This window comes from Ruegeria sp. AF8 (assembly GCF_056541825.1).
Window position 1 is genome coordinate 134365 of record NZ_JBQFYW010000010.1, and the last position, 24438, is coordinate 158802.

The 24438-nt window shown below is 56.6% G+C and carries 22 protein-coding genes and 1 pseudogene; 21 read left to right on the plus strand and 2 right to left on the minus strand.

Going from position 1 to position 24438, the window contains the following annotated elements:
* Positions 1–15 precede the first annotated feature (15 nt).
* From ACR0AO_RS16355 to ACR0AO_RS16400, 10 genes and pseudogenes are all read left to right on the plus strand, one after another.
* Positions 16–360 (plus strand): RidA family protein, encoded by a 345-nt coding sequence (locus ACR0AO_RS16355; protein WP_480605553.1) that lies wholly within the window; start codon positions 16–18, stop codon positions 358–360.
* A 136-nt stretch (positions 361–496) separates the two neighbouring features.
* Positions 497–607, plus strand: a pseudogene (locus ACR0AO_RS16360) (IS6 family transposase); the annotation flags it as partial.
* Positions 608–676: 69 nt separating this feature from the next.
* Positions 677–772, plus strand: coding sequence for a DDE-type integrase/transposase/recombinase (locus ACR0AO_RS16365; protein ID WP_480605556.1), 96 nt, complete (start codon positions 677–679; stop codon positions 770–772).
* 178 nt (positions 773–950) lie between these two features.
* Positions 951–1688 carry a GntR family transcriptional regulator gene (locus tag ACR0AO_RS16370; protein WP_480605560.1) on the plus strand — a complete coding sequence of 246 codons (738 nt, stop codon included), beginning with the start codon at positions 951–953 and terminating at the stop codon, positions 1686–1688.
* A gap of 2 nt (positions 1689–1690) precedes the next feature.
* On the plus strand, positions 1691–2734 hold the full coding sequence (locus ACR0AO_RS16375) for an ADP-ribosylglycohydrolase family protein (protein ID WP_480605564.1): 1044 nt from the start codon (positions 1691–1693) through the stop codon (positions 2732–2734).
* Positions 2731–3663, plus strand: coding sequence for a PfkB family carbohydrate kinase (locus ACR0AO_RS16380; protein ID WP_480605568.1), 933 nt, complete (start codon positions 2731–2733; stop codon positions 3661–3663). Before ACR0AO_RS16375 ends, ACR0AO_RS16380 begins: the two co-directional genes overlap by 4 nt.
* A gap of 37 nt (positions 3664–3700) precedes the next feature.
* The gene (locus ACR0AO_RS16385) at positions 3701–4735 is read left to right on the plus strand and encodes an ABC transporter substrate-binding protein (protein ID WP_480605573.1); all 1035 of its coding nucleotides are present in this window, start codon (positions 3701–3703) and stop codon (positions 4733–4735) included.
* Positions 4736–4768: 33 nt separating this feature from the next.
* Complete coding sequence (locus tag ACR0AO_RS16390) at positions 4769–5632, plus strand: ABC transporter permease (RefSeq protein WP_480605577.1); 864 nt, start codon at positions 4769–4771, stop codon at positions 5630–5632.
* On the plus strand, positions 5629–6414 hold the full coding sequence (locus ACR0AO_RS16395) for an ABC transporter permease (RefSeq protein WP_480605581.1): 786 nt from the start codon (positions 5629–5631) through the stop codon (positions 6412–6414). The genes ACR0AO_RS16390 and ACR0AO_RS16395 overlap by 4 nt, the downstream gene beginning before the upstream one ends.
* A complete protein-coding gene (locus ACR0AO_RS16400) occupies positions 6414–7460 on the plus strand; it encodes an ABC transporter ATP-binding protein (RefSeq protein ID WP_480605584.1) in 1047 nt (348 codons plus the stop codon). The genes ACR0AO_RS16395 and ACR0AO_RS16400 overlap by 1 nt, the downstream gene beginning before the upstream one ends.
* A gap of 573 nt (positions 7461–8033) precedes the next feature.
* Here ACR0AO_RS16400 and ACR0AO_RS16405 read toward each other — a convergent pair.
* The gene (locus tag ACR0AO_RS16405) at positions 8034–8795 is read right to left on the minus strand and encodes a helix-turn-helix transcriptional regulator (protein WP_480605588.1); all 762 of its coding nucleotides are present in this window, start codon (positions 8793–8795) and stop codon (positions 8034–8036) included.
* A gap of 129 nt (positions 8796–8924) precedes the next feature.
* Between ACR0AO_RS16405 and ACR0AO_RS16410 the strand changes: the two genes are divergently transcribed.
* The 8 genes from ACR0AO_RS16410 (at position 8925) to ACR0AO_RS16445 (ending at position 19455) form a co-directional block, all read left to right on the plus strand.
* Entirely contained in the window at positions 8925–10901 is a 1977-nt protein-coding gene (locus tag ACR0AO_RS16410; RefSeq protein WP_480605592.1) for a CocE/NonD family hydrolase, read from the plus strand.
* A gap of 21 nt (positions 10902–10922) precedes the next feature.
* The gene (locus ACR0AO_RS16415; RefSeq protein ID WP_480605596.1) at positions 10923–12488 is read left to right on the plus strand and encodes an ABC transporter substrate-binding protein; all 1566 of its coding nucleotides are present in this window, start codon (positions 10923–10925) and stop codon (positions 12486–12488) included.
* Positions 12489–12574: 86 nt separating this feature from the next.
* Entirely contained in the window at positions 12575–13513 is a 939-nt protein-coding gene (locus tag ACR0AO_RS16420; protein WP_480605598.1) for an ABC transporter permease, read from the plus strand.
* 12 nt (positions 13514–13525) lie between these two features.
* Complete coding sequence (locus ACR0AO_RS16425) at positions 13526–14383, plus strand: ABC transporter permease (RefSeq protein ID WP_480605601.1); 858 nt, start codon at positions 13526–13528, stop codon at positions 14381–14383.
* On the plus strand, positions 14380–15360 hold the full coding sequence (locus ACR0AO_RS16430) for an ABC transporter ATP-binding protein (protein WP_480605604.1): 981 nt from the start codon (positions 14380–14382) through the stop codon (positions 15358–15360). The genes ACR0AO_RS16425 and ACR0AO_RS16430 overlap by 4 nt, the downstream gene beginning before the upstream one ends.
* On the plus strand, positions 15357–16280 hold the full coding sequence (locus ACR0AO_RS16435) for an oligopeptide/dipeptide ABC transporter ATP-binding protein (protein ID WP_480605608.1): 924 nt from the start codon (positions 15357–15359) through the stop codon (positions 16278–16280). The genes ACR0AO_RS16430 and ACR0AO_RS16435 overlap by 4 nt, the downstream gene beginning before the upstream one ends.
* Before the next feature lie 50 nt (positions 16281–16330).
* Entirely contained in the window at positions 16331–17938 is a 1608-nt protein-coding gene (locus ACR0AO_RS16440; RefSeq protein ID WP_480605612.1) for an amidohydrolase, read from the plus strand.
* Complete coding sequence (locus ACR0AO_RS16445; RefSeq protein WP_480605615.1) at positions 17938–19455, plus strand: M81 family metallopeptidase; 1518 nt, start codon at positions 17938–17940, stop codon at positions 19453–19455. The genes ACR0AO_RS16440 and ACR0AO_RS16445 overlap by 1 nt, the downstream gene beginning before the upstream one ends.
* Positions 19456–19738: 283 nt before the next feature.
* Here ACR0AO_RS16445 and pdxR read toward each other — a convergent pair whose 3' ends face one another.
* Positions 19739–21223 (minus strand): MocR-like pyridoxine biosynthesis transcription factor PdxR, encoded by a 1485-nt coding sequence (gene pdxR, locus ACR0AO_RS16450; RefSeq protein WP_480605617.1) that lies wholly within the window; start codon positions 21221–21223, stop codon positions 19739–19741.
* A gap of 160 nt (positions 21224–21383) precedes the next feature.
* Between pdxR and ACR0AO_RS16455 the strand changes: the two genes are divergently transcribed.
* The 3 genes from ACR0AO_RS16455 to ACR0AO_RS16465 form a co-directional block, all read left to right on the plus strand.
* A complete protein-coding gene (locus ACR0AO_RS16455) occupies positions 21384–22967 on the plus strand; it encodes an ABC transporter substrate-binding protein (protein ID WP_480605619.1) in 1584 nt (527 codons plus the stop codon).
* A gap of 68 nt (positions 22968–23035) precedes the next feature.
* Positions 23036–23965 (plus strand): endonuclease/exonuclease/phosphatase family protein, encoded by a 930-nt coding sequence (locus ACR0AO_RS16460; RefSeq protein ID WP_480605622.1) that lies wholly within the window; start codon positions 23036–23038, stop codon positions 23963–23965.
* A gap of 382 nt (positions 23966–24347) precedes the next feature.
* On the plus strand, positions 24348–24438 hold a 91-nt coding region (locus ACR0AO_RS16465), incomplete at its 3' end, for a hypothetical protein (RefSeq protein WP_480605638.1).

Sequence of the window (24438 nt, forward strand, 5' to 3'; positions counted from 1 at the left end):
CAGGAGACATCCACCGTGACGATCACACGCATCGAAACCGGCCATCGCATGAGCCGGATCGTCAAACACAACGGCACCGCATATTTGTGCGGCCAAACCTCGGACGCGACCACAGTCGCCGACCAGACACGCGACATTCTGGCCAAGGTCGAAGACCTTCTTGCCAAGGCGGGCAGCGACAAAACCCGGATTCTGCAATGTGTAATCTGGCTCGCCGACATGGCGGATTTCGCCGAGATGAACGAAGTTTGGGACGCTTGGGTGCCTGAAGGGTATGCCCCGGCCCGTGCCTGCGGCGAGGCCAAGCTGGCGCGCAATGTGTTGAAGGTCGAAATGATCGTCACCGCGGCATACGATTGACGGACTGGCCATAGATGGCGAGGCTGTGTCGCAATCTTTAGGCCTGGATCGACCTTTAGGTCTAGATTGACCGGCATGCCGGTTTTGACGTTTGTTTTCAGCGTAGTAAGGTCGCCATTTCCCAAATGAAGCGGTTTTGTACGCAGGTTATTCCTATATGCGATACGTGGTATCCTATCGTGGTTTGGAAGAGATCATGGCCGAACGCGGTGTTCAGTTTGACAGCGCCACTCTCAACAGGTGGGTTATGTAGTATTTGCTGATGATTGCGGCGCGAACGCAATCGATGAAACGTTCAACTCGAAAATCTTGGAGAATGGACGAAACCTACCTGCGCGTGCGGGGAGAGTGGATGTATCTCTATCGAGTGGTCGGAAAAGCAGGAAACGCCCTTGAATTCATGCTGTCTTAGCGAAGAAATGGTCTTGCACCAACAAGGTTCCTTGCCAGGGTAATTTCGTCAAACGGGATCCCAAAAAAAGGTCGTCATCGACAAGAGCAGCGCGGATACAGCAGGTACACCTTCAGAACCCGTGACGACAACTGCAAAAGCGTTGACAGGCGGAGTTCGTCACCGCTAAGGTACAGGTATGAACAGGTTTGAACACGACAGGACAGGATCAGAATTGATCGGCGCTTCAAAGCCTGTCAAAATCGCGCATCTGCTTGAATCGGACATTCGGTCCGGCACGCTGAGCAAGGGCGATCCGCTGGCAAGCGAAAACGCACTTGTCAAAAGGTTCTCGGTCAGCCGCAACACCATCCGCAAAAGCCTTGAGATATTGAGCAGCAAGGGTCTGATAACTACCAAAAGCGGTATCGGGTCCTTCGTCACGTTTGACGGCAAGACTATAGACGACCGCTCGGGCTGGAGCGTCGCGCTCGCCTCGGGCGATACCCGTCTGGAAACCCGCGTTCTGGTTCTGAACCGTGGGCCGATGGACATCGCCGATGTGCCCGAACAAACGGGTTCTGATTTTTTGATTGTCGACCGCCTGCGGTTCCGAGTGGAAACTGGCCAGGGCGTTTCGCTGGAGCGGAGCAGGGTGCCTTGGCGGGATAGTTTTGAACCTGTTCTGAACACTGGGCTCGAGGCGGGATCGCTGACTGAATTGTTGCGGTCCCAAGGATTGATTGTTGCTGGGGGCGACGAATGGGCAGGGGTCTTACCTGCACTTTCGGCTGAGGATGCAAGGTTGATGGCGCGCGAAACCGGCGAGCCGATGTTGCGCTTGCGGCGTCTGACGCGGGCAGCGGATGGCACCGTCATCGAATTTGTCGAAAGTATCCTCGATCCGTTGATGTTCGGCTTGCACATGGAGTTCTAACGGTGGAAGGGCCTGGATATGACGTCCAATTTGATCGCGCATGTGGTGCACTGGCAGGGATGGCGATTGGCGACGCGATGGGGATGCCGTCGCAAACCCTGCCGCGTGAGGATATTCAGAGCAACTACGGTACGATTTCGACCTATGTGGCGCCGTACCCGGATCATCCCGTTTCGCATGGGCTGAAGGCCGCCCAGATCACTGACGATACCGAACAGGCCCTGTTGCTGGCTGGCCGGTTGATCGACGATGGCGGTGCATTGGATGAAGCACGTTGGGCGCAGGATCTGCTGGGATGGGAAGCGGATGTGCGCAAGCGGGGTCTACGCGATTTGCTTGGCCCGTCCTCAAAAGCAGCACTTGACGCGATCATATCCGGCGCATCACCGACCGAGACCGGGCGCGATGGTACAACCAACGGCGCCGCCATGCGTATCACCCCGGTCGGTATCGCCACTCGGATTGATCCGTTGCTGGGTTTTCTGGACCGTGTCGAGCTGGCTTGCCGCATGACGCATAACACAGGCGAAGCAATCGCAGCAGCCGCTGCAGTAGCTGCCGTGGTGAGTTGTGGCATCGAAGGCATGACATTCGATCAGGCGCTCGCATCTGGGCTTCAGGCTGCTCGCGAAGGGCAGAAACGCGGGTACTCTGTTGGAGAGCCGGACATGGCGCAGAAGATATCTGCGGCCCTCGCAGCGGCTGATTCCGGCATACCCGTGGAAAAATTTGCCCAAAGGGTCGGAACCTCTGTGGCATCGCATGAATCCGTTGCCGCCGCTTTTGGCATCGTTCGGCTGGCCGGATGCAATCCCTGGGAAATTGCCAAAATAGCCGCAAATATCGGTGACGACACCGATACGATTGGCGCGATTGCCGGGGCGATGGCTGGGGCTTGTACTGGTCGAAACCGGATCGCACCTGAAGCGCTCGCGCCGGTTCTGGCCGCAAACAGCCTGCCGCTCGAGCAGACAGCCCGAGATCTTCTGCACTTAAGAACCAGACATGACCGGCCTGCGCCAGGCGGCGCGGAGTTTGACCAATGACGAACCGTCTTTTGCAAATGTCTGGTGTTGTTGCCGACCTTCTTTACGAAGTGGAGCAAGTGCCCGCAGCTGGTGAAGAGGCCATTGTCCGTGGTTTCTCGATCAAGCCAGGCGGCGGTTATAACGCGATGGTTGCCGCAAAGCGAACGGGCATGATGGTTTGTTATGGCGGGACAATCGGATCGGGTCCGTTTGCCCAGATCGTGCGCGAAGGGTTGAATGCTGAAGGCATCCCTTTCCTGCGCCCACAAGATCTGACCCGCGATCAGGGTTGTTGCAGCGTTTTGATCGATGCAGAAGGCGAGCGCACATTTGTGGCAAGTGATGGTGCCGAAGGGCATGTCAGCCCTGAAGACCTCAGGCAAATCGCCTTTGCCGAATTTGGGTGGACCCTGCTGTCAGGCTATGCGCTGCACTACACTGAGTCTCGCGATACACTGTGCCATTGGCTCGAAACAGAGGAAATTATCCCCAATCTTGTGTTCGACCCCTCGCCTGTTGTGGCGGCAATTTCTGACAACATACGGACGGCTGCGATGGAGCGGGCGCACTGGATCAGCACCAATGCCCGCGAAGCGGCCATCCTGACAGGTCGACACGATCCCGCCGAAGCCGCAAACATCCTCTCCACTTCGCGCCCGTCTGGCGGCGGCTCTGTGGTGCGGAACGGGGCTGAAGGGTGCTTTGTGGGCGTCGGGGGGGTGGTCAAACACATCCCTCCCTATCGCGTTCAGGTGGTCGACTCGAACGGGGCCGGAGACGCCCATGTCGGCAGTTTCATCGCCCGGCTGGCGGGTGGAGACACACCGTGGCAGGCCGCCAGATATGCCAATGTCGCGGCCGCGCTTTCAACAACACAAAAAGGCCCGGCGACAACACCGACCTGCGCGGTGGTTGCCGAGGTTCTGAATAACAAAGAGGCCTGTTGATCGAGAATATCCGATAGCGACTGACTGGGAGGTCAAAATGAACAAGCAAATCTTACTGGCGACAACTGTCGCATTTTTCGGAACGTCCGCGATCGCCGATGAAATCCGGGTGCTGAACTGGCAAGGTTATGGCACAGATCTGGACTGGGCTGTCGACGCGTTTTCGGAAGCAACTGGCCATACGGTAGTTCATGAGTATTTCAATTCCGAACAGGAAATGCTTACGAAATTGCGGACAAATCCGGGCGCCTACGATGTGGTTCTGATCAACGCCGCCTTTACGCCACAAGCGCAGGAAGAAGGCCTGATCGGCCCTGTCGACGTGACACTGGTCGAAAACCTCAAGGACGTGCCCGAGAACATGTCCGGCAATCAAGACCTGAATACGGGTGGTGCCTTGCACGGCGTACCGTGGACCTGGGGCTTGACTTCGTTCGCGGTCAATACTGGCGAGTTTGATGAGATGCCGGATTCGATCGATGTGTTTTGGGACAAGGCCCATGAGGGCAAAGTATCGATCCGGGACGACGCGTTGGAAGCAGTGCAGTTCGCAGCCATCGCAACGGGTCAGGACATCAACAATATCAGCGATATGGGCGCAATTCAGACCAAACTTGCCGAGTTGATGCCGCAGATCAAGACCTATTGGGGTTCGGAAAACGACTGGAACCAGTTCATGGCCGCAGGCGATCTTGATGTTGCAACTTTCTGGTCGGGGTCGGCAAGCCGGTCGATGGCCGCCGGACTGCCGGTTCAGTTCGTCGTGCCTAAGGAAGGTGCGATCGGTTGGCTCGACGGTCTGTCCATTCCGGCATCATCGACCAAGAAAGGAGCGGCACATCAGTTCATCAACTGGATGATCGACCCAGAATTTTATGTGAAATGGGCTGCCGAGGGTGCACCGGCTTCCGCCAATGCCAAGGCTGCTGCTGCGCTGCCAGATGATGCCTTCAACAAGCGTATTCTGGGCGATCCAGAAATTGTCGCGCGGGTTCAGTTCCAGCGCCCGGTCTCGGACGAAAACCGCGAGAAATACCTTGAACTTTGGCAGGGTCTGAAGGCGGCACAATAGGTCGGCCGCCGGTAAAAGGGAGAGCAAAAGAAGATGTCCAATGTCCTTGCAAGTCAGGAACGGTTGAAAATCTTCGGGCTGCTCTCCCCAGCCTATCTCTGGCTGACAGTGGCCATTTTCTTGCCGCTGTCCGCGATGCTGTATTTCAGTTTCTTGTCGGATGTGCCCTTTGGCGATACCGATTGGCACCATACGGCGGAAAACTACCAGGCCTTCTTCCAAACCACGACCTATGCGACGCTGCTGTGGAAATCGCTCAAGCTGGGTCTGACGGTCACAGCCGTATCCGTGTTGGTTGGGTTTCCCTGCGCCTATGTTCTGGCCAAGGCGATCCGAGGGCGCTCGCGTGAAGCGCTGTTCCTGCTGGTGATCCTGCCCTTCTGGTCCAATTCGCTAGTGCGCATCTTTTCCTGGGCGATCGTGCTACGCGGAAACGGTGTTCTGGAACTGGGCCTGAACACGATCCTGCCCTTCGAGGTTGATGTGAACCTGATGTTCTCTACGCCCGCAATCGTTATCGGGCTGGTGCATTCCTACTTGCCTTACGTGATTTTGACATCCTATCTGGCCCTGCAGGCCATTGACGACAATCTGATCGACGCGGCCCGTTCCATGGGGGCGGGCAAGCTAACGATCCTGTGGCGCATCATCCTGCCGCTGTCGCTGCCGGGGCTGTTGGCGGGTGCGGTTCTGATTTTCGTGCCGGTTGTCGGCTCGTTCATGGAGCCGCGCATTCTGGGCGGCCGAGTCGGCACCTATTTCGGCACCGTGATCGAGGATCAGTTCGTAGCTGTGTTCAACTGGCCGCTTGGGGCGGCCCTGTCCTTCATCCTTCTGGCTGTTGTCTTGCTGATCCTCGCGGCAGCCAGCCCGGTATTGAAGAGGGCACAGACATGAGCGGACGTTTCCTAACGCTGTTGGGCAAGACCTGGCTGGGCCTGATCCTGTTCTTCCTGTATGCCCCGATCATTGTAATGGCGTTTATGTCCTTCAACGCCTCGCAATATTATCAGCTGCCTTTCGAATTCTCGCTCAGATGGTATCAGGATTTGGCCGGTAATGATGAGATCATCGCAGCCGCCACCCGTTCGGTCCTGATTGCGATCGTGACCACGATCATTGCGACAGTTCTGGGCACGGCAGCCTCCGTCGCTCTGTTCCGGTTTGAATTCCGGGGCAAACGGTTCTTGCAGGTCATGCTGTTTCCCCCGATCGCTATCCCATGGCTGATCACTGGTACAGCCATGCTGATCTTTTTCTTCGGGGTCGGGCTGGGGCGCGGGACCCCGTCGGTTATTATCGGCCATGTAGCATTGGCACTGCCTTATGTGATCGTCGTCGTCAGCGCCCGTCTGTCCACATTCGATGCCACACTTGAAGAGGCTGCCAGGTCGTTGGGCGCCGATGCCTGGACCGTGACGCGCCGTGTAACGTTGCCGTGGATTTCGTCCGGCGTAATTGCGGGGGCGCTGTTTGCATTCGCGGTCAGCTTTGACCAGTTCGTCGTGTCATATTTCCTGTCCGAACCGGGAGACAGCACCCTGCCGGTGCTGATTTACACGTCGATCCGCAAAGGGTTCACCCCGGAGATCAACGCGATCTCCACGATCATAATTGTTGTTTCGATGGCCGTGATGCTGTTCGCGGCCCGGTTCTCAAACTTTGGAGGGGAACGCTGATGGCCGAGGTCTCTGTCCAGAATGTTACCAAGAGTTTCGGGTCGCTGAAAGCACTGAACGATGTCACGATGGATTTTCCCAACGGCGGCTTTTTTGCGCTGCTCGGGCCGTCAGGAAGCGGCAAGACGACCCTGTTGCGCGCGATCGCCGGGTTCATCTTCACCGATGGTGGGTCCATCCGTATCGGCGATACGTCCGTCGAACACGTCCCAGTGGAAAAGCGCGACATCGGCATGATGTTCCAGAACTACGCGCTGTTTCCCAATATGAGCGTGGCCGACAACGTGGGTTTTGGTCTGCGCGTGCGCAAAGTCGGGGCGGCAGAAGAACGCCGCCGTGTAGGCGAGGCATTGGATCTGGTTCAGCTTGGCCAACACGGAGATCGCAAACCGCATCAGCTATCGGGCGGTCAGCGCCAGCGTGTCGCTCTCGCCCGGGCCATCGTGACCAACCCCAAGGTGTTGCTGCTGGACGAACCCCTGTCGGCGCTGGACAAGGCGCTGCGCGTCGACATGCAGATTGAACTCAAGCGCATCCAGCGCGAGATTGGCATCACCACTATTTTCGTGACCCACGATCAGGAAGAGGCCCTCACTCTATCCGACAAGATCGGCATCCTCAGAAGCGGCTGCATGATTCAGGCTGGTCCTCCGCGCGAGGTTTACAGCAATCCGACGGATGTTTTCACGGCCGAATTTCTGGGCGAAGCGAACTTTCTGTCTAAGGGTGGCAAAGGGGTGCTTGGTGTGGAATCGGCCAGTATTAAGTTGCCGCCCAATACAGCAGCGAATGCAACGCTGGCTGTGCGCCCGGAAAATATTAGTATCTCGGTCGAAGAACCGGACCATGCGACGTTGTCGAAGATGCCCGCGACTCTGGAGCGCCGCATCTTTGCTGGCGCAATGGCGACCTGTATCTTGAATTGCGACGGACAGGTGTTCAAGGTGATTGCCCGAGATCAGGACATCCCCGAACTGACCGAGGGCGGCCGGGTCTGGCTCAGTTGGGAGCCTGAAAAAACCATGGTGATACCCGATGGCCAATGACCCACGGTGAATTCTGAACCGGGACTCTTGCTTGGCGCCAGATCAGGGATTCAAAACACCCTTCGATCAATTTCTTCGTGACACTAACGCCGGCACCTTCCACGGGGCCGATTCCGGCTCATTGCAGACTGATACGCTTCCACGAGTATGTTTTCCTCATTGATTGCCAACCTGTTAGTGAGTTGTGAACTGGTTACGCCTCGCGCATGCAAATGCCGATTAAAATGCTCTCTTGAAAGGGCTTCTTTTTCCGCGCGAGATCATCGCTTACACCGTCTGGGTACGCCATCGCTTTCCTGCGTTACTCTCAATTTTCGAAAGCTACGTAGGACTGTGATGGACGATCAACTCGATATTCCGGCTGCGGGCCGATCACAACAGGCCCGACTTTTGCTCGCGCTACTATTGTTGCCGCAGCATTGGTTCGTAGGAGCAGCACAAATATCACTGCGCTGCAACTGACGTCGCAGAATCGATCATTCTCAGCCATGGTGAAGCCCGGATGAGAAGGTGCCATCCGAACTGGATACAGTACCGAGGAAACTGTGCCTTCGCCTATGTCGATCCGACGCTTCAGGCCTCGGTCAGGTGCTTCCTGACTGTTGGATCGATCCTATTGCTTTGGATTGAGTAGATACCGCAAGCGGCAATAGCCTCGCGCGCAGTTACACGCTCGTGCAAGCGTTTCCAGATTGTTTTGGCAGCGTAGGGATGCGGGTATGGGCGCCACGCGACGCCCATGGTCATTCCTCGCAGATACTTCAACTGCTGACGGTGTGCGGAGTACAAGATGGTATTGGCAACGCTGCCTTCGCGCGCGATCTCGTGTTCGGTTACGAATATCCTGTTTCCGCGCATTGTCACCAAGCCAGCATAGCGCGAAATCTGGTGCGTGCTTTTGTCTGGTGACGTGGCAATTTCTCGAGACTGGATTGTGATAAGCCCTTCAACTTCCTGAAGGCGGATCAACGAGCAGAAGATCTTTCCTTCCCAGGATGGCGTGCAAAAAAATGAATGGTAAAAACCAACGTAGCGCCTCAGGTTTTTCTGTTGACCCCGAAAAGGATCCAAAAATGCGTCTGTAGGCGTCTTATCAACTTGTGGCAGGGCGCCCTTGAGCATTTGTTCAAAGCTCGTAGATTCAGCGAACAGCTCTGCTTCGGTCAGGTCGAAATGGCGCGCAATCCGGCGCATGTTGTGAGCCGAAGGCAGGCTTGAACCATTCAGGTAGCGGTTAAATTGCTGTCTGTTGACACCGATATCACGACAAATCTGTGAAATATTGCCGTGTTCTGCGCACAACGATCTTAGGTTGGAAGAAAAATACTCTGACACAGAAGAAACCTTTCGCGTTTTGACGCTATCTCGCGACAGATAGCATCAATTCGCACAAGGTCGCACAATTTGTTTTCCCTGCAAATTGGTTTCTTCTTCAGCATCAGCTCGTAACAGACAAGCTTCCAGATGCCGATTGAAACCATCGAAAACACATGGATCACTCTCTCCGATGGGCGCAGGCTCGCTGCGCGCCTCTGGTTGCCTGCAACAGGGCCTGCACCGGCCATTCTGGAATACCTGCCCTACCGCAAACGCGACGGCACTGCGCCCAGAGATGAAACAACGCACACAGTTTTTGCTGAGGCAGAATATGCCTGCATCCGGGTCGATATTGCCGGTACCGGGGACAGCGAAGGCCAATTCGATGACGAGTATTCTGAGCAGGAACTGCGTGATGGCGAGGAGGTCATAGCCTGGATTGCCGCGCAGGACTGGTGCGACGGTCATGTCGGGATGATCGGGATATCGTGGGGTGGGTTTAACGGCCTGCAACTGGCCTTTCGCCGACCACCGGCATTGAAGGCTGTGATCAGCGTCGCTTCGACCGTCGATCGCTATGCGGATGACATCCATTTTATGGGTGGGTGCCTGCTGAGTGACAACATGAATTGGGGCAGTCAGATGTTTGCTTATCTGACCCGACCGGCTGATCCGGACCTTCGTGCGGACTGGCGGGACGATTGGCTAACTCGACTGCAAGACGTCCCTTTCTCTGCTGCGGATTGGGTAAGACACCAAACGCGTGACTCATATTGGAAGCACGGTTCTGTTTGCGAAGATTGGTCTGCCATTCAAGTTCCAGTTTTGGCAATTACCGGCTGGGCAGATGCCTATGTAAATGCGCCTCCAGCATTGGCGGCGAATCTGACGGCACCTACCAAAGCTGTCATTGGGCCATGGGAGCACCGCTATCCTCATATCTCGCAGCTTGATCCCGCAGACTTTCATTCTGAAGTAATCGGGTGGTTTGATCGCTGGTTGAGAGGGCAAGAAAATGGTGCCGAGGACCTGCCAGCCTATCGGACATACATGCAGGAACACTTTGACCCGGCGCCGCAAAATAGCCCTCGGCAAGGTCGTTGGATTGCAGAAGCTATCTGGCCGTCGCCGCACGTGCATGAACAGACTTGGCATTTGACCACTGGCGGATTTTCCCAAAGCCCAAGCGCAGCTTCCGTAGTTATCGCATCGCCTTGCCAGATTGGCATGCAAAGCGGATACTTTTGCGCTGGTATGCGGATCGACAACGAACTGGCCGGGGATCAGTCAAGTGATGACGCCTTGTCGGTTTGCTTTGACAGCGCGCCGTTGCATGAGCCGTTGGAGTTGCTGGGGCGTGCAAGACTGAAATTTCAGTTCTCAGTGGACCGACCCGTGGCCCAGCTTGTCGCGCGACTGTGCGATGTGTCGCCGGAAGGTGTTTCACAACGCATCAGCTATCGATCGCTGAACCTCTGCCATTACCGTAGTCACGAAACGCCCGAAATCTTGCAACCGGGGGAGATTTACGAGGCCGAGATTGCCCTGAATGAATGCGCGCACCGTTTGCATGAGGGTCATGTGCTGCGGCTGGCCTTGTCAACGTCTTACTGGCCGATCATCTGGCCGGCGCCGCAATCTGCCAAGGTGGTTTTGCATTTGCAGGATTGTGCTCTGCATTTACCGGTGCGTGAAGTCACGAACGAAATCCAAGCCTCCGAACCCGGTTCTGCGCAGGAGTTTCCGGTTTTGGCTGCCGAGCAACTGCGGTTACCTGAGGCGCAATCCGAACGTAGCGTGACAGAAGACGGCCGAGTGGTTCTGGAGACCTTTGATGACTACGGTAAAACGCGGGATCCCTACCACGATCTGATTGTCGGCAGCGATGTGCGAATGCACTACGGTATCCATCCCGATGATCCCGCGGCCGCGCGTTTCGAGACTGCCTGGAATTTTACCTTTGAGAGGGCGGATTGGCAGGTCGCCATCTCGACTGAATGCCGCATGAGTTGCGACACGCAGAATTTCTACCTCTACCGCAGACTACGCGCCACGGAAGGCGCCGATGAAACCGAAGTTCTGACGAAGGAATGGTCCGAAACCGTTCCTCGCGGGCTTCTTTGACTTGATCCAAGGGAGGAAACCATGAAGATCGAATGGACAAAGGCCAATGTTGGTCGCAGGAATTTTCTGAAAGGCGCAACCGCGCTTGGGGCGGCCACAGCGCTTCCGATGGGATGGGCGAACCGCGCGTTTGCAGCAGATGACGGTGTTCTGCGGGTGCGGGCTTATGGTGATGCGCAGAACATGGACCCGGCACATTCTGTTGGTGTCGTGGAAGAAGAAGTTCATGCCGCCATCTACAACAAACTGATCCAGTACAAACCAGGCGAGGAATGGGGTTGGCAGCTGGATGCGGCGACTATGATCGAACAGGTTGATCCGACCCATATCAAGTTCGCGTTGCGTGACGATATCGGATTCACCAACGGATTTGGCGCCATGACCGCCGAGGACGTCAAATTCAGCATGGAACGGATCGTGGACGACGCGACCGACAGTCCGAACAAGCCCGACCTGGGACCGTTCAGTCATGTTGATGTAACCGGTGAACGCGAAGGGACGATCGTACTGAATAAGCCGTTCGCACCAATCTGGTCGATTGCCCTGCCATACATTACTGGCAACATCGTCTCGAAATCAGCGGTCGAAGCCGCCGGTGGCCGGATCGGGGCTGACCCGGTTGCGGAGTCAGGCCCTTACCTGCGGGATAGTTGGTCACCCAAGGAAAAGACGGTTCTCAAGCGCAACCCAAACTGGAAGGGGGATGCCCCCACCTGGGATACCGTCGAGATCTATCCGATCGACGATGAAAACACGGCCGAGATTGCGTTCGAGGCGGGTGAGCTGGACGTAACCCGCGTGTCGCTAGGCTCGGTCGAGCGTTATCGCGCCGGGGTTCCAAATGGTGGTTCACTGGTAGAGAAACCTTCGCTCTACTATGTCTGGATGGGAATGAACGTAGAGCATCCGAAGCTGCAAAATCAAAAACTGCGGCAAGCGATTCAGCACGCGGTGGATGTCCCCAGCATTCTCGAGGCCGCATATTTTGGCGCTGCCAAGCCATCGACCGGCATCATCGCGCCGGGCCTTGCCGGGCATCGACCTTCTTCGCTTGTGCCACCGGCTGCGAATTTTGAGAAAGCGGCGCAGTTGCTCGCGGAATCCGGTGAAACCAATGTCACTCTCACCCTCGACACGCTGAACAAGACGACCTTTACGACAACCGCCCAGATTATTCAGGCGACGCTGGCACAGATCGGGATCACGGTTGAAGTGAACGTTCTGGAATCCGGTGCGTTCTGGGCGTCTGGTGACAATGAAAACCTGCAGCTTGTTCTGAACCGTTATTCGATGACCCCGGACCCGTATTATGCGACGTCGTGGTTCACGCCCGAACAGATCGGCAAATGGAACTGGGAACGTTTCAACAGTCCTGAATTCAACGAAATTCATGAAACCGCGGCTGCGGAAACTGACATCGCAAAGCGGGCAGAAATGTACCAGCGAGCCCAGGACCTTATGGAAGAAAGCGGCGCTTATCGCTTCATCACCCATGAGGCGACACCGGTCATTCACAGCGCGCGTGTCATACCTGCGCTGCGCCCCGATGGCCTGTCCTTGCTTCGCTATTTCGGCAAGGCGGCCTGAAGTCCCCCGGTCGACCGGATACGGCGGGCGCGTGACGCTCGCCGTTCCAAAAACAACGCCATCAAGCCACAAGGAGCCAGTTAGCCATGCTGAATTTCGCAACCCGTCGCTTCGGGCTGTCGCTGCTCATCCTGTTCGTGGCGGTCACCGTCATGTTCCTGATGATCCGCGCCGTGCCGGGCGATCCGGTCCAGATCATGCTTGGTCCGCGCGCCACGCCCGAACTTCAGGCTCAGCTCACAGCCGCGCTGGGGCTTGATCAACCGATCTGGAAACAACTTTTGATCTTCTATGGGAATCTTATTCAGGGTGACCTTGGAACCGATGTCTTCTCGGGCCGTTCCGTGACTGAGATTGTGTTCCAGCAATTGCCATTCACTCTGGAACTGATTTTCGCGTCGATCTTGTGGTCCGCAAGCCTTGGCATTGCGCTTGGTGCCTACGCGGCCGCACATCCCAATACTGTGATTGATCGGATCGCCGCTGCGGTTTCTGTCAGCTTTGTGGCCGCTCCGGCCTTTGTCGTTGCGCTTCTGGCGCTTCTGGTTTTTGCCGTGCATCTCCAATGGTTTCCTGCCATTGGCGCAGGCGAAGGGTTTTGGGACCGTCTAGATCATCTTGTCCTGCCGGCCTTTGCCATCGGGCTCAGCTGGGTCGGCTATATTGCCCGTCTGGTCCGCGCCTCGATGCTTGAGGTGATGGGTGAAAGTCACGTACGCACGGCCCGCGCCTTTGGGATCGCTGAACGCCGCGTGGTGATGGTTTACGCGTTGCGCATTGCCATTCTGCCCGTGGTCACTGTGATCGGTGTGGGTATGGGCTTTCTGCTCAGCTCCGCCGTGTTTGCCGAAATTGTCTTTGCCCGCCCGGGGCTGGGTAAGCTGGTCATCGACAGTATCACCACGCGCAATTACCCGATTGTGATGGGCTCTGTCCTCATATCAACGGCTCTGTTCGTGGTGTCGACCGCATTGGCTGATCTGATCAATGCGTTGCTCGATCCGCGCGCCCGCACGGCACACTAAGGAGGGGGAGCAATGGAAAAGTCTCGTTCCGAACTGGGTCAGATCATAGTCGGAGTCGCCCGTGACCCGCTTGGCCTTATGGGGTTGATCATCGTTGGCATCATCGTGTTCTGCGCCATCTTCGCCTATTGGATTGTGCCCTACGACCCGATTGCGATGGATATCAAATCCCGCATGCAAGGGCCGTCTGCTGCCCACCTTTTGGGTACCGACCAGCTTGGCCGCGATACGTTCTCGCGTGTGATCGCTGGGGGCCAGGTTGCGCTTAAGGTGGCGTTGCCTGCGGTCTTCGGCGCGATGGCGATTGGCCTGACGCTGGGCATGATTGCCGGGTACGGGCCGAAATGGCTGGACAACCTTCTGATGTTGTTCTTCGATACCATCCGGTCCTTTCCGACAGTGATGTTCGCGCTGGCCGTTGTGGCGCTGGTCGGACCCAGCCTGCAGACCGTGGTGTTCGTGGTCATGGCAACCTCGATCCCAACCTATGGGCGCGTGGCAAGAACCCAGACGCTGACGCTGCGCAACTCCGAGTTCATACTGGCCGAACGCTCGATGGGGGCCAACATGGCGCGCATTCTGGGCGTGCATATGTTGCCCAATATCATCGGCGTTCTGGCTGTGCTGGCGGCCATGGATATCCCCACGGTCATCGCGCTTGAGGCCGGACTGTCCTTTCTGGGTTTGGGTGTAAAACCCCCCACACCCAGTTGGGGTGCCTTGCTGAAGGATGGCTATTCCTTGATCCGTCAAACGCCCTGGCTGGTGGTTGGCGGGGGCCTGCCGATCATTCTGGCAACGCTAGGCTTCACGTTCCTGGGCGAAAGCCTGCGCGACGTGGTTGACCCGAAACTGAGGAAACAGCGATGACCGACACACTTCTGGAAATCGACCACCTTAGCGTCGACTACGAAACAGGCCGTGGCGACCTGAAGGCCCTGAGGGACATCACATTCAACGTGAACAAAGGTGAAATTGTTGGCATTGTCGGGGAATCCGGCTGTGGCAAATCCACCTTGATCTCATCCATCCTGCGTTTGACCGCGCCGAATACGCGGTTTCGCCAAGGTGAGGTTCGGTTCAAGGGGCAGGACCTGTTGCAGGCTTCCGAGCGTCAGATGCGAGACCTGCGCGGTGCGGATATATCCATTGTCTTTCAGGATCCGATGCAAACGCATAATCCGGTTCTGACCATCGGGCAGCAGATGCTGGACATTCAACACCGCTCCAAAGAGCCAAAGGCGGACAAGCTGGCCCGCGCGGCCAGGATGCTGGGCGCCGTTGGCATTCCCGATCCCGAAGCGCGCCTGAAGCAATATCCGCATGAATTCTCAGGCGGGATGCGCCAGCGGATCGCTATCGCGATGGCGTTGATGTCCGAACCCGACCTATTGATTGCAGATGAGCCGACGACGGCACTGGATGCGACGCTTGAGGTGCAGATCATCGAGCGTCTGCAAGAGCTGCAGCGCGAGTTTCACTGTGCCATTCTGTTTATCTCGCACCACCTGGGCGTGATCGCGGAACTCTGTGACCGGGTGGTGGTCATGTATGCCGGTGCGGTTGTCGAAAGCGGGGACGTGCGTGAGATATTCCACAATCCCAAACACCCCTACACGCGCCGTCTGATCGAATGCGACCCCGGTCACATCAAGGAGCGCGCCCGCGTATTGCCTACCATCCCCGGTGAAGTGCCTGATCTGGCCAACCTGCCGGGGGGGTGCATTTTCCGGGATCGATGCGATCAAGCCTTGGCGCGTTGCGCCACCGAAGTGCCGCCGCTTGAACAATTGAAAGAAGGCCACCAAGCCGCATGCTGGCTGAACCACGAGGAGGTCACCACATGAGCTTGCTGAATGTCGCGGATCTTAAAACCAGCTATGGCCCGGTCAATGTACTGGCGGGTGTCAGCTTTACCGTAAAACCCGGCGAGACCTACGCGCTGGTTGGCGAAAGCGGCTCTGGCAAAACAACGGTTATTCGCGCCATTGCAGGTCTTGCGCCCGCGCAGGAAGGCTCGGTCACATTCGAAGGCCAAGAAATTCGGGGCGTGCCGGAAGGTGTCATGCGTCCGCTGCGCAAAGACATGGCAATGATGTTTCAGGACCCGGTCGGAAGCCTGTCTCCACGCCTGACGATCCGTAGCCTGATCACCGAACCCTATCGCATTCAGGGCATGAAAGACCGCGATCTGGATGCCGAGGCCAAACGCCTGTTGGAGATGGTGAACCTGCCCACGCATTTTGCAGACCGATATCCTTATCAGTTATCTGGCGGCCAGGCACGGCGTGTGGGCGTCGCCCGCGCACTGGCGTTGGAACCCAAGCTGATCCTTGCCGATGAGCCTACCGCTGGTCTTGATGTGTCGGTACAGGGCGAGTTGCTGAACCTGCTCAACGACCTGCGCGAGCGGCTTGGGCTGGCGATGGTCATCATCACGCATAACCTCAGCGTTGTGCGCCACGTGGCCGACAGAATGGGCATCATGTATCTGGGCCGTTTGGTCGAAGAAGGCTCGACTGAGGCAATCTTCAACGACCCGCGTCACCCCTATACGCGCTGCCTTCTGAGTGCGAACCCTGAGCCCGATCCGGACGCGCGATTGGAGCGGATCGCCCTCAAAGGTGAGCCACCCAGCCTGCTCCAGCGCCCTTCCGGGTGCGAGTTCCGCGAACGTTGTCCTTTTGCCAAGGACATCTGCACCCAGACCCCGGAATGGGAAGTGGACGGCGGTCACGGGCTGCGTTGTCTGGCCCCGCTGTCGTAATAGGAAATTCGATGCCAAGCACACTCTATTTTAACGGCACTATCCTGACTATGGATGCGCAGAACTCTTCACCAGAGGCTGTTCTGACCGAAGGAAACATAATTCAGGCAGTGGGTGCTGAGGCTGACCTGCGCGCGCGCATGCCCTCGGATTCACAGGAATACAACCTTCAGGGTCGTACTCTGATGCCCGCGTTTATCGACCCGCACGGACATTTCCCGGATTCTGGGTTTATCCGGCTGTTTCGTGTTGACCTGTCGTCGCCTCCTTTAGGGGATTGCAGGCAAATGTCGGAGGCGCTGGACAGACTCCGGAAAAAGGCCAACGCAACACCCGAAGGTGAATGGGTCATGGGTGTGTCGTTTGACAATACGTCCATTCTCGAAGGCCGCATGCCGACGCGGGCCGAGTTGGACGGTGTGTCACGGCGTCATCCTATCTGGGTTATTCATGCGTCGGGTCACAATGGCGTGGCGAATTCACTTGCGCTTGAGAGGCGGGGGGTAAACCGTCAAACACCTGATCCAGAGGGCGGCCGCTTTGGCCGTGACCCAGAAACCGGAGCCCTGACCGGATTGATCGAGGGGTTATCGGCCATGGGTGAGATGGGGGATACTGATTTCCTGATCGACCGCGAAAGATTTTGGCAAGGCTTTGACGCCAGTCGCGAGGAATACCTGGCTCACGGCGTGACCTACGCCCAGAATGCCTGGGCGTCGCAAACCATGTTGGACCACTTCGCCAGCCTGCCTGCGGATCAGGACCCAGGAATTGACATAGAGCTCTTACCTGTCGGAAGTCTGGAGCCCGAGTTGTCTGCCCACTGGATCGGCTCGAACTGGCCCGGAAACCCGCATTTTGCACTGGGTCCGCGCAAATTGTTCACCGATGGGGCCTTTCAGTTGCAAACCGCGTATCTGTCTGCCCCGTATTTCAAGCCTACAAATCAAGATCACCCATGCGGGATGACTTACACTTCTCAAGAACAGTTGGACGCCGACGTCATCAGGCTCCATAGCAAGGGATTGCAGATTCATTGCCACTGCAATGGCGACGCTGGTGCCGAGATGTTTGTCGATGCAGTCGAAAAAGCACTTCGTGCGCATCCTCGCGCAGATCATCGTCACACCATTATCCACGGTCAGGCCCTGCGGGATGACCAGTTGGAACGTATGGCTCAGCTAGGCCTTACGGTCAGTTTCTTTCCTGCTCATGTATTTTTTTGGGGGGATCGCCATTACGATACTTTCCTGGGTCCTGAGCGGTCCGAGCGGATATCGCCGGCGGCGTCAGCCGAACGGTATGGCGTGCGATATACGATCCACAACGATGCCTCGGTCACGCCAACACGTCCGATCCATCTGGCTCATTGTGCGGTGAATCGGAAATCCGGTTCAGGCCGTGTGCTCGGCGAGGATCAGAAGATCAGCGTTCTGTCCGCCTTGCGCGCCCAGACCATCGACGCCGCCTGGCAGGTGTTCAAAGAGGATCAGCGCGGATCCATCGAACCGGGTAAAGTTGCTGATTTGGTTGTCCTTTCGCGCAATCCGTTGCACGATCCGGAGCGCCTGACAGATACGCTGGTGCTTGAAACGATCCGCTACGGTCAAAGTGTTTTTGCGGCAACGCATACCGAACAAGAAATCGAGCACACGTAATGACGACCAAGCGTATTGCGATCGCAGGGTTTCAGCATGAAACCAACTGCTTTGGTGTGACAAAGGCCGGTTTGCACGAGTTTGAGATGGCAGATTCCTGGCCGGGCATGTTGCATGGTGCGCAGGTGGTCTTGGAAACAACTGGTATGAACCTACCCGTCGCAGGTTTTGCCAAGGCCGCTGCGACGGCAGGGTTTGAAGTTGTACCAATCCTTTGGTGCTCTGCCGAGCCGTCCGCACACGTGACCGACCATGCATTCGAAACCATCTGCGGGATGTTGTTGGATGGAATCCGGGATGCGGGCCACATTGACGGAGTTTATCTGGATCTCCATGGGGCAATGGTCACCGAAAGCTTTGCTGATGGTGAAGGAGAGCTTCTGCGTCGTATACGTGAAGTTGCGGGCCCTGGAGTCCCAGTTGTCGCAAGTTTGGATTTGCATGCCAACATCTCTGCTGAGATGGTCGAATATGCGGACTATTTGTCTATTTTCAGGACCTATCCTCATTTGGATATGGCGGAAACGGGCGCACGATGCGTTCGTGTCTTGCAGCGATTGTTAGCGGGCGAAACACTATACAAGGTGTTCCAGCCGGTGCCATATCTCATCCCCCTGCATGCGCAACATACGGGCTCCGCGCCATTTAACGAAATCTATCAATTGCCAGCAATGTTGGAGCAGCAGGAAGTTCTGGCAGAGATCGCTCTTGGTTTCACAGCGGCAGACTTTCCCGACACCGGTCCGTCTTGTCTTGCCTACGCAGCCACAACCCAGAAAGCTGCCACTGCCGCTGAAGAAATCGTCAACTTGTTTTTGTCCCGCGAAGCGGATCTTGATTGTTCGATGTTTTCTCTGGAGGAAGTCGTTTCGAAATGTCGCGAGAGGCGGGAAAAACCCGTTGTTCTCGCGGACGTTCAGGATAACGCAGGTGCGGGTGGGACTTCAGATACCACAGGATTGTTGGCAGCACTGATAGACGGCGGTGTAAAGAGTGTCTTGATGGGTTTGTTCCACGACCCGGAAAGTGCAATCCAAGCCCATGAGGCTGGAGAAGGGGCATTGGTTGAACTGGCAATCGGTGCAAAGTCCAACCTGGCTGGTCACGTTCCGGTCAAAGCAGAGTTTGAAGTCCTTGCTTTGGGTGATGGCACTTGCCGCTACACCGGAGAAATGTATGGCGGTGGTGTAGCTACGCTCGGCAAGACGGCCGCGTTACGCTTGGTTGGGCACGAGGCCGAAATTGACCTAGTCGTCACAAGCGTGCGAAACCAATGTCTGGATCGCGCACATTTTACTCATATAGGGCTAAATCCCACGGTCTATTCAGTGATTTGCGTAAAGAGCACCACTCATTTCCGAGCAGATTTCGAACCTATTGCAGGAGATATTCTTGCGGTTTCCTCGCCAGGTGCCTTTCTCTGCGACCTGGAAAAAATCTCTTACGCCAATATCATCAGAAGGTTGCCCAACACTCGCGGCGCTTCCATTAGCCAACAAAAAATGAAGGCCTGCTGAATTCGGAACCTCCCGTTCCGAGAGTGTTGCTGATCCTCTGCCACTGAAGTGGTCCGTCGCAAAGTTCAGGAAAACGGAGGATCCACGAAGGGCGACAAACAAAACAAGACGCGGCTCGGGGGAAGCATCAGTCCCTATACTCAGGGATGGTCGGATTTGAGCGGTTCTCGCACCTCGTAGGAAAAGCGTGCCATTGGAATGGCCAACTTTTCTCTCGCAAGAAGTTTGCGACACATCTAGGCTCAAGTTACCGGGAGAAGGTTAACGTGACAACTCCCGCAAGCTACTGATGAATCCCAGACAAGCACGAACAAAGCTCTTCAACTGCTGCGGGAATATCATCTTCGTGAGTACAGCCGAATCCAAGCAGAAGGCCATTAAGGTCGCTTCGCCGCATACAATAGTAGGATAGTGCGTAAGCCGACAAGCCACAGCCAGCGAGCGCCTCGAGAACATCTGTATCCCGCATAAATTCGGGCAGATCGGCAATGACCCGCAACCCGCTGGTGTTCTGGCGCGGCGAAACCAGCGAGCTGGAGATTTGGGCGAAGCTGCTGAGCATCGCCCTGCGGCGGCGTGTATATGCGCTGTGCATACGCCTGATGTGACTACTGAGGTGGCCCTGTTCAATGAATTCTGCCAGCACTGCCTGCAGCCAAGTATTGGGGCCGCGGTCGGTGATCGTGCTCAGCGCCATTAGCTGTTTAGCCAGCTTCTGGGGGGCAATGATGAAACCCAGCCGCAGCGACGGGAACAAGGCGTTGTTGAAACTGGAGACATAGAGGGTGCGCCTCTGCCGGTCGTCACAATAAATCGCTGGGTCGGGGCGGCCTCCGAACACAAACTCATTATCCAAATCGTCTTCGATCAGCCATGCGCCCGAGCGGCTGGCCCAGTCCATCCAGTCTAGCCGCTGCGCAATCGGCATAACTGTTCCTAATGGGTACTGACAGGACGGCGTCAGATAGGCGAGCCGTGCGTCCCGATAGTCAGATCTTTCCGACGGTACCATTGCACCGCTTTCGCCCACTTGGATTGGCACCACATCCCCACCTTGGGCCATAAAGCTGAGGCGCACAATTGGGCTGGAGGGATCCTCCATCAGTACTTTTTCGCCTGGATCTAGCAAAAGCGCGGCAATCAGATTCAGGGACTGTTGGCTGCCATTAGTGACAATTACCTGATCCGGGTTGCATTTCAGCCCGCGCCGGTTCAGCACGTAGTCCGCAATCGCGGCGCGTAGTGGTGGGTAGCCTCCCGGCTGGCCATAGGCCATCATCGCGCGGTTCATCCGGTTGCGAATCCGGTTCTCGATCCGGCCCCAGATCTTATGAGGGAACAAGTCTATGGCCGGCACGTTGGCGATGAACGGCCTAATAAGCAACGGGTCCAAATAGGACGGATCAAGCCCTTCCGTCGCTGCAATGCCTCGGCGCGACAGCCGAGGAGAGCTGCCAGCTTCTGCAGAGCAGTCGTTGTCTGAATGCAACCCCTGGAACTCGGGATTGACAAAAGTCCCTGCCCCAGTTCGGCTTTGAAGATAACCTTCGCTGCTCAGCTGCTCATAGGCTGCAACCAGTGTGCTACGGGCGATGCCGTGATGGTCCTTCAGCCAGCGGGTCGAGGGCAGTTTTTGCCCTGGCTTGATGTCGCCGCTCTGGATCATCCGGCGCAGCTGTTGAACAAGTTGCAGGTAAAGTGGAGCGCCGCCCTCACGGTCCAACTTCAGAAAGGGCAGCGGTGCAATGTGCTTGGTTTGCTCCGACACCGGTTCACTCCAAATGGTTTGCAATATTTAACCAAAATGGACGTAGAAGGTAAAACCATTTTCTGCCAATACAACTCTGCCAGCCCGCATTTGGGTGCTTAACGGAAAGAGGGCTGCTTCTGCCTGCCGGACGGGCAAGCGCAGCTGCCAGGGGATCTACATGTCTGACATTATCGAACACTATGTCGAACGGGTGACAAAAGGCTTCATGAGCCGCCGAGAATTCATCGGCCGCGTCGGCGCGCTGGGTTTCGCTGCGGCCGCGGCAAACAGTATGCTGGCTTCTGCGGTGCGCGCAGAGGGACCAAAAAAAGGAGGGTTTATCCGCGCGGGCTTGCAGGGCGGCGCTAGCACCGACAGCCTGGACCCGGCGCTCTCGGCCAGTTCTGTCACTGCAAATGTTCTTACTGCCTTTGGCGATTTGCTTGTGGAGGTCAGCCCGCAGGGCGAGATTGTACCTCGGCTGGCGGAATCGGTTGAAGCCAGTGATGATGCCAGAACCTGGACCTTCAAGATCCGTAAGGGTGTAGAGTTCCACAATGGCAAGACGGTGACGCCGGAAGACGTGCTGAAGACCATGCAGCGTCACTCGGATGAGGAGTCCCAGTCTGGAGCGCTTGGAATTGTGCGCGGTATCGAGTCGATGAAGACTGATGGTGAGTATTTCAGCGTCACTCTGGATACGCCAAACGCTGACCTGCCCTATCTGATGGCCGATTATCACTTGGTGGTGCAGCCCGATGGTGGAATAGGGGCGCCCGCGGCAGGCGTGGGCTGCGGTCCCTATACGGTCGAGCTCAACGAGCCTGGAAGCCGCCACGCATTCAAGAAATTTGCCAACTACTGGGATGAGGGTCGCGGCCACGCCGACGAGATTGAGATCCTAGTTCTGAACGACGACACTGCCCGCACCGCCGCGCTGCAAAGCGGCCAGGTACATTTTATCAACCGGGTGTCGCCGAAGATTGCAAAGCTGCTGGGACGCGCGTCCGGCCTGCGGCTTGAGACCATCTCTGGCCGTGGTCATTACGTCTTTGTCATGCACAATGATACTCCGCCCTTTGCCAGTAACGATCTCAGGACTGCGCTGAAACTGGCCGTAAACCGTCAGGAGATGGTCGATAAGGTGCTGAGAGGGTTTGGCAGCGTTGGCAACGACATGCCGATCAACGCCGCATACCCGCTGTTTGCAGAAGACATAGAACAGCGGACCTATGACCCTGATCAGGCCCGCCACTATTACCAGAAATCCGGTCACGACGGCCCGATCGTGTTGAGAGTGTCCGACGCCGCTTTCCCCGGCGCTGTGGATGCCGCGCAGCTGTTCCAGCAAAGTGCTGCCAAGGCGGGTATCCCGTTACAGATCGAACGGGTTCCCAACGATGGTTATTGGTCCGAAGTTTGGAACAAAAAACCGTTCTGCGCTTCGTACTGGGCCGGCCGCCCAGTGCAAGATCAAATGTATTCCACCGCCTATAAATCCGACGCCGACTGGAATGACACCCGCTTTAAACGCGAAGACTTCGACGCGCTGCTGCAGCAAGCCAAGGCCGAACTAGATCCGGCGAAACGCACGGTACTCTACCGCGAAATGGGCGTTATGGTGCGCGACGAAGGCGGCGCGATCATCCCGATGTTCAACGACTTCATCGACGCGGTCAGCGAACAGATCGGCGGGTGGGAAGGTGATCCGGGCGGTGGCACCATGTTCGACGGCGCTCTGGTAAAAACGTGGCTATTGTAAACTGATACTCAGAGACTTCGGTGGGTTGCCTGTCACGGCAGTCTGCCGGTTAATGTTAGGCACTCCACGTGAAACTTGTTACCTACAACATCCGTTACACGCTCGGCCTGGATGGAGTCTTTGATTGCGCCCGGATCGCCGACGCGGTTCGCGGTGCTGATGTTATCGCCCTTCAAGAGGTCGAACGTAATTGGCGACGCAGCGGTATGACCGACCAGCCTGCTTTGTTGGCGGATCTGTTGCCTGAGTATCACTGGAGTTTCTTCCCGGCTTTTGATATGGATGCCAGCCGCACCGAGGTTGATGGGCGGGTCGAAAACCGACGCCGTCAGTTCGGCCCAATGCTGCTCTCAAAATACCGGATCTTGGAGGTTCGCCGCCATCCGCTGCCAAAAATTGCAACCACCAATAGCTTTGGTATGGAGACTGGCGCACTGGAATGCATCCTTGACGCCCCGAACGGTCCGCTTCAGGTCTACTCGCTGCATCTGTCCGCCAGCTCTAGACGCGAAAAAATGCAGCAGGTGCAACATCTCCTCGGCCTGCACCGAGGAACTCAGGCCCGGGGCGGTTCCTGGACAGGTTCAGCCCCTGAGCATGACCCAAGCGAGCTGGCCAATTTCCATGCTATGGACTGGTCCCAGGGTGAACCGCAGCCCGATCTGCCGCACCATACTATCCTAGTGGGCGATTTCAATATGGTCCCAGAAAGTCCGGAATACACTGCTCTCACCGGAGAGCCCGACCTGGCTACCGGCCACAACCTGCACTGGAACAGCTTTGCGGACAGCTGGCGAGTTGCAAGGGACCGACCCACCGGCGAGGGCTTCACGTGGTGGCCCGATCCACCTGACCGAGCACCTGCAGAGCCTTTGCGGCTTGACTACTGTTTTGTAACTCCTGAATTGGCGCACCTGGTAGAAAGTGTTTGGGTAGATCGCAAAGCACATGGTTCTGATCACCGACCCTATTGGGTATATTTGCGCACTGGCATATAGCAATTGAGAGGGTTCTGATGCAGTGGCCATTCCCTGATCTCACGTCTGGTAGGTTCTGGAGGTGGAAGTCATCCGGGGGTCAGCAAAATGATGGAACTGGACCTTGTCGGGATAGATCTGGCGAAAAATGTGATTCACCTTCATGGCTGCAGCTCCACAGGCGAGGTGGCTAGCGGCCATTTCGTCGCCTGCTATTCCAAAACATGACCCAACCAGTAACCAGTAACAGAAAGCGGAAGCCGCACCGAGGGTGCGGGTTGCTCCGGCATCGCAATTTTGTGGATATTCCAACCTTGTTGAAGCCGGCGACGGGCATGAAGCGCTGAAATAATTAGCCCAGACCTCATTTAATTTGGTTCTTCTGGATATCATGATGCCCGGCATGAATGGGTTCGAAGCCTTGGAATGCATGAAATCGGATATGGCTTTGCGCGACATACCCGTCATTATGATCTCGGCGGTCGACGAAGTTG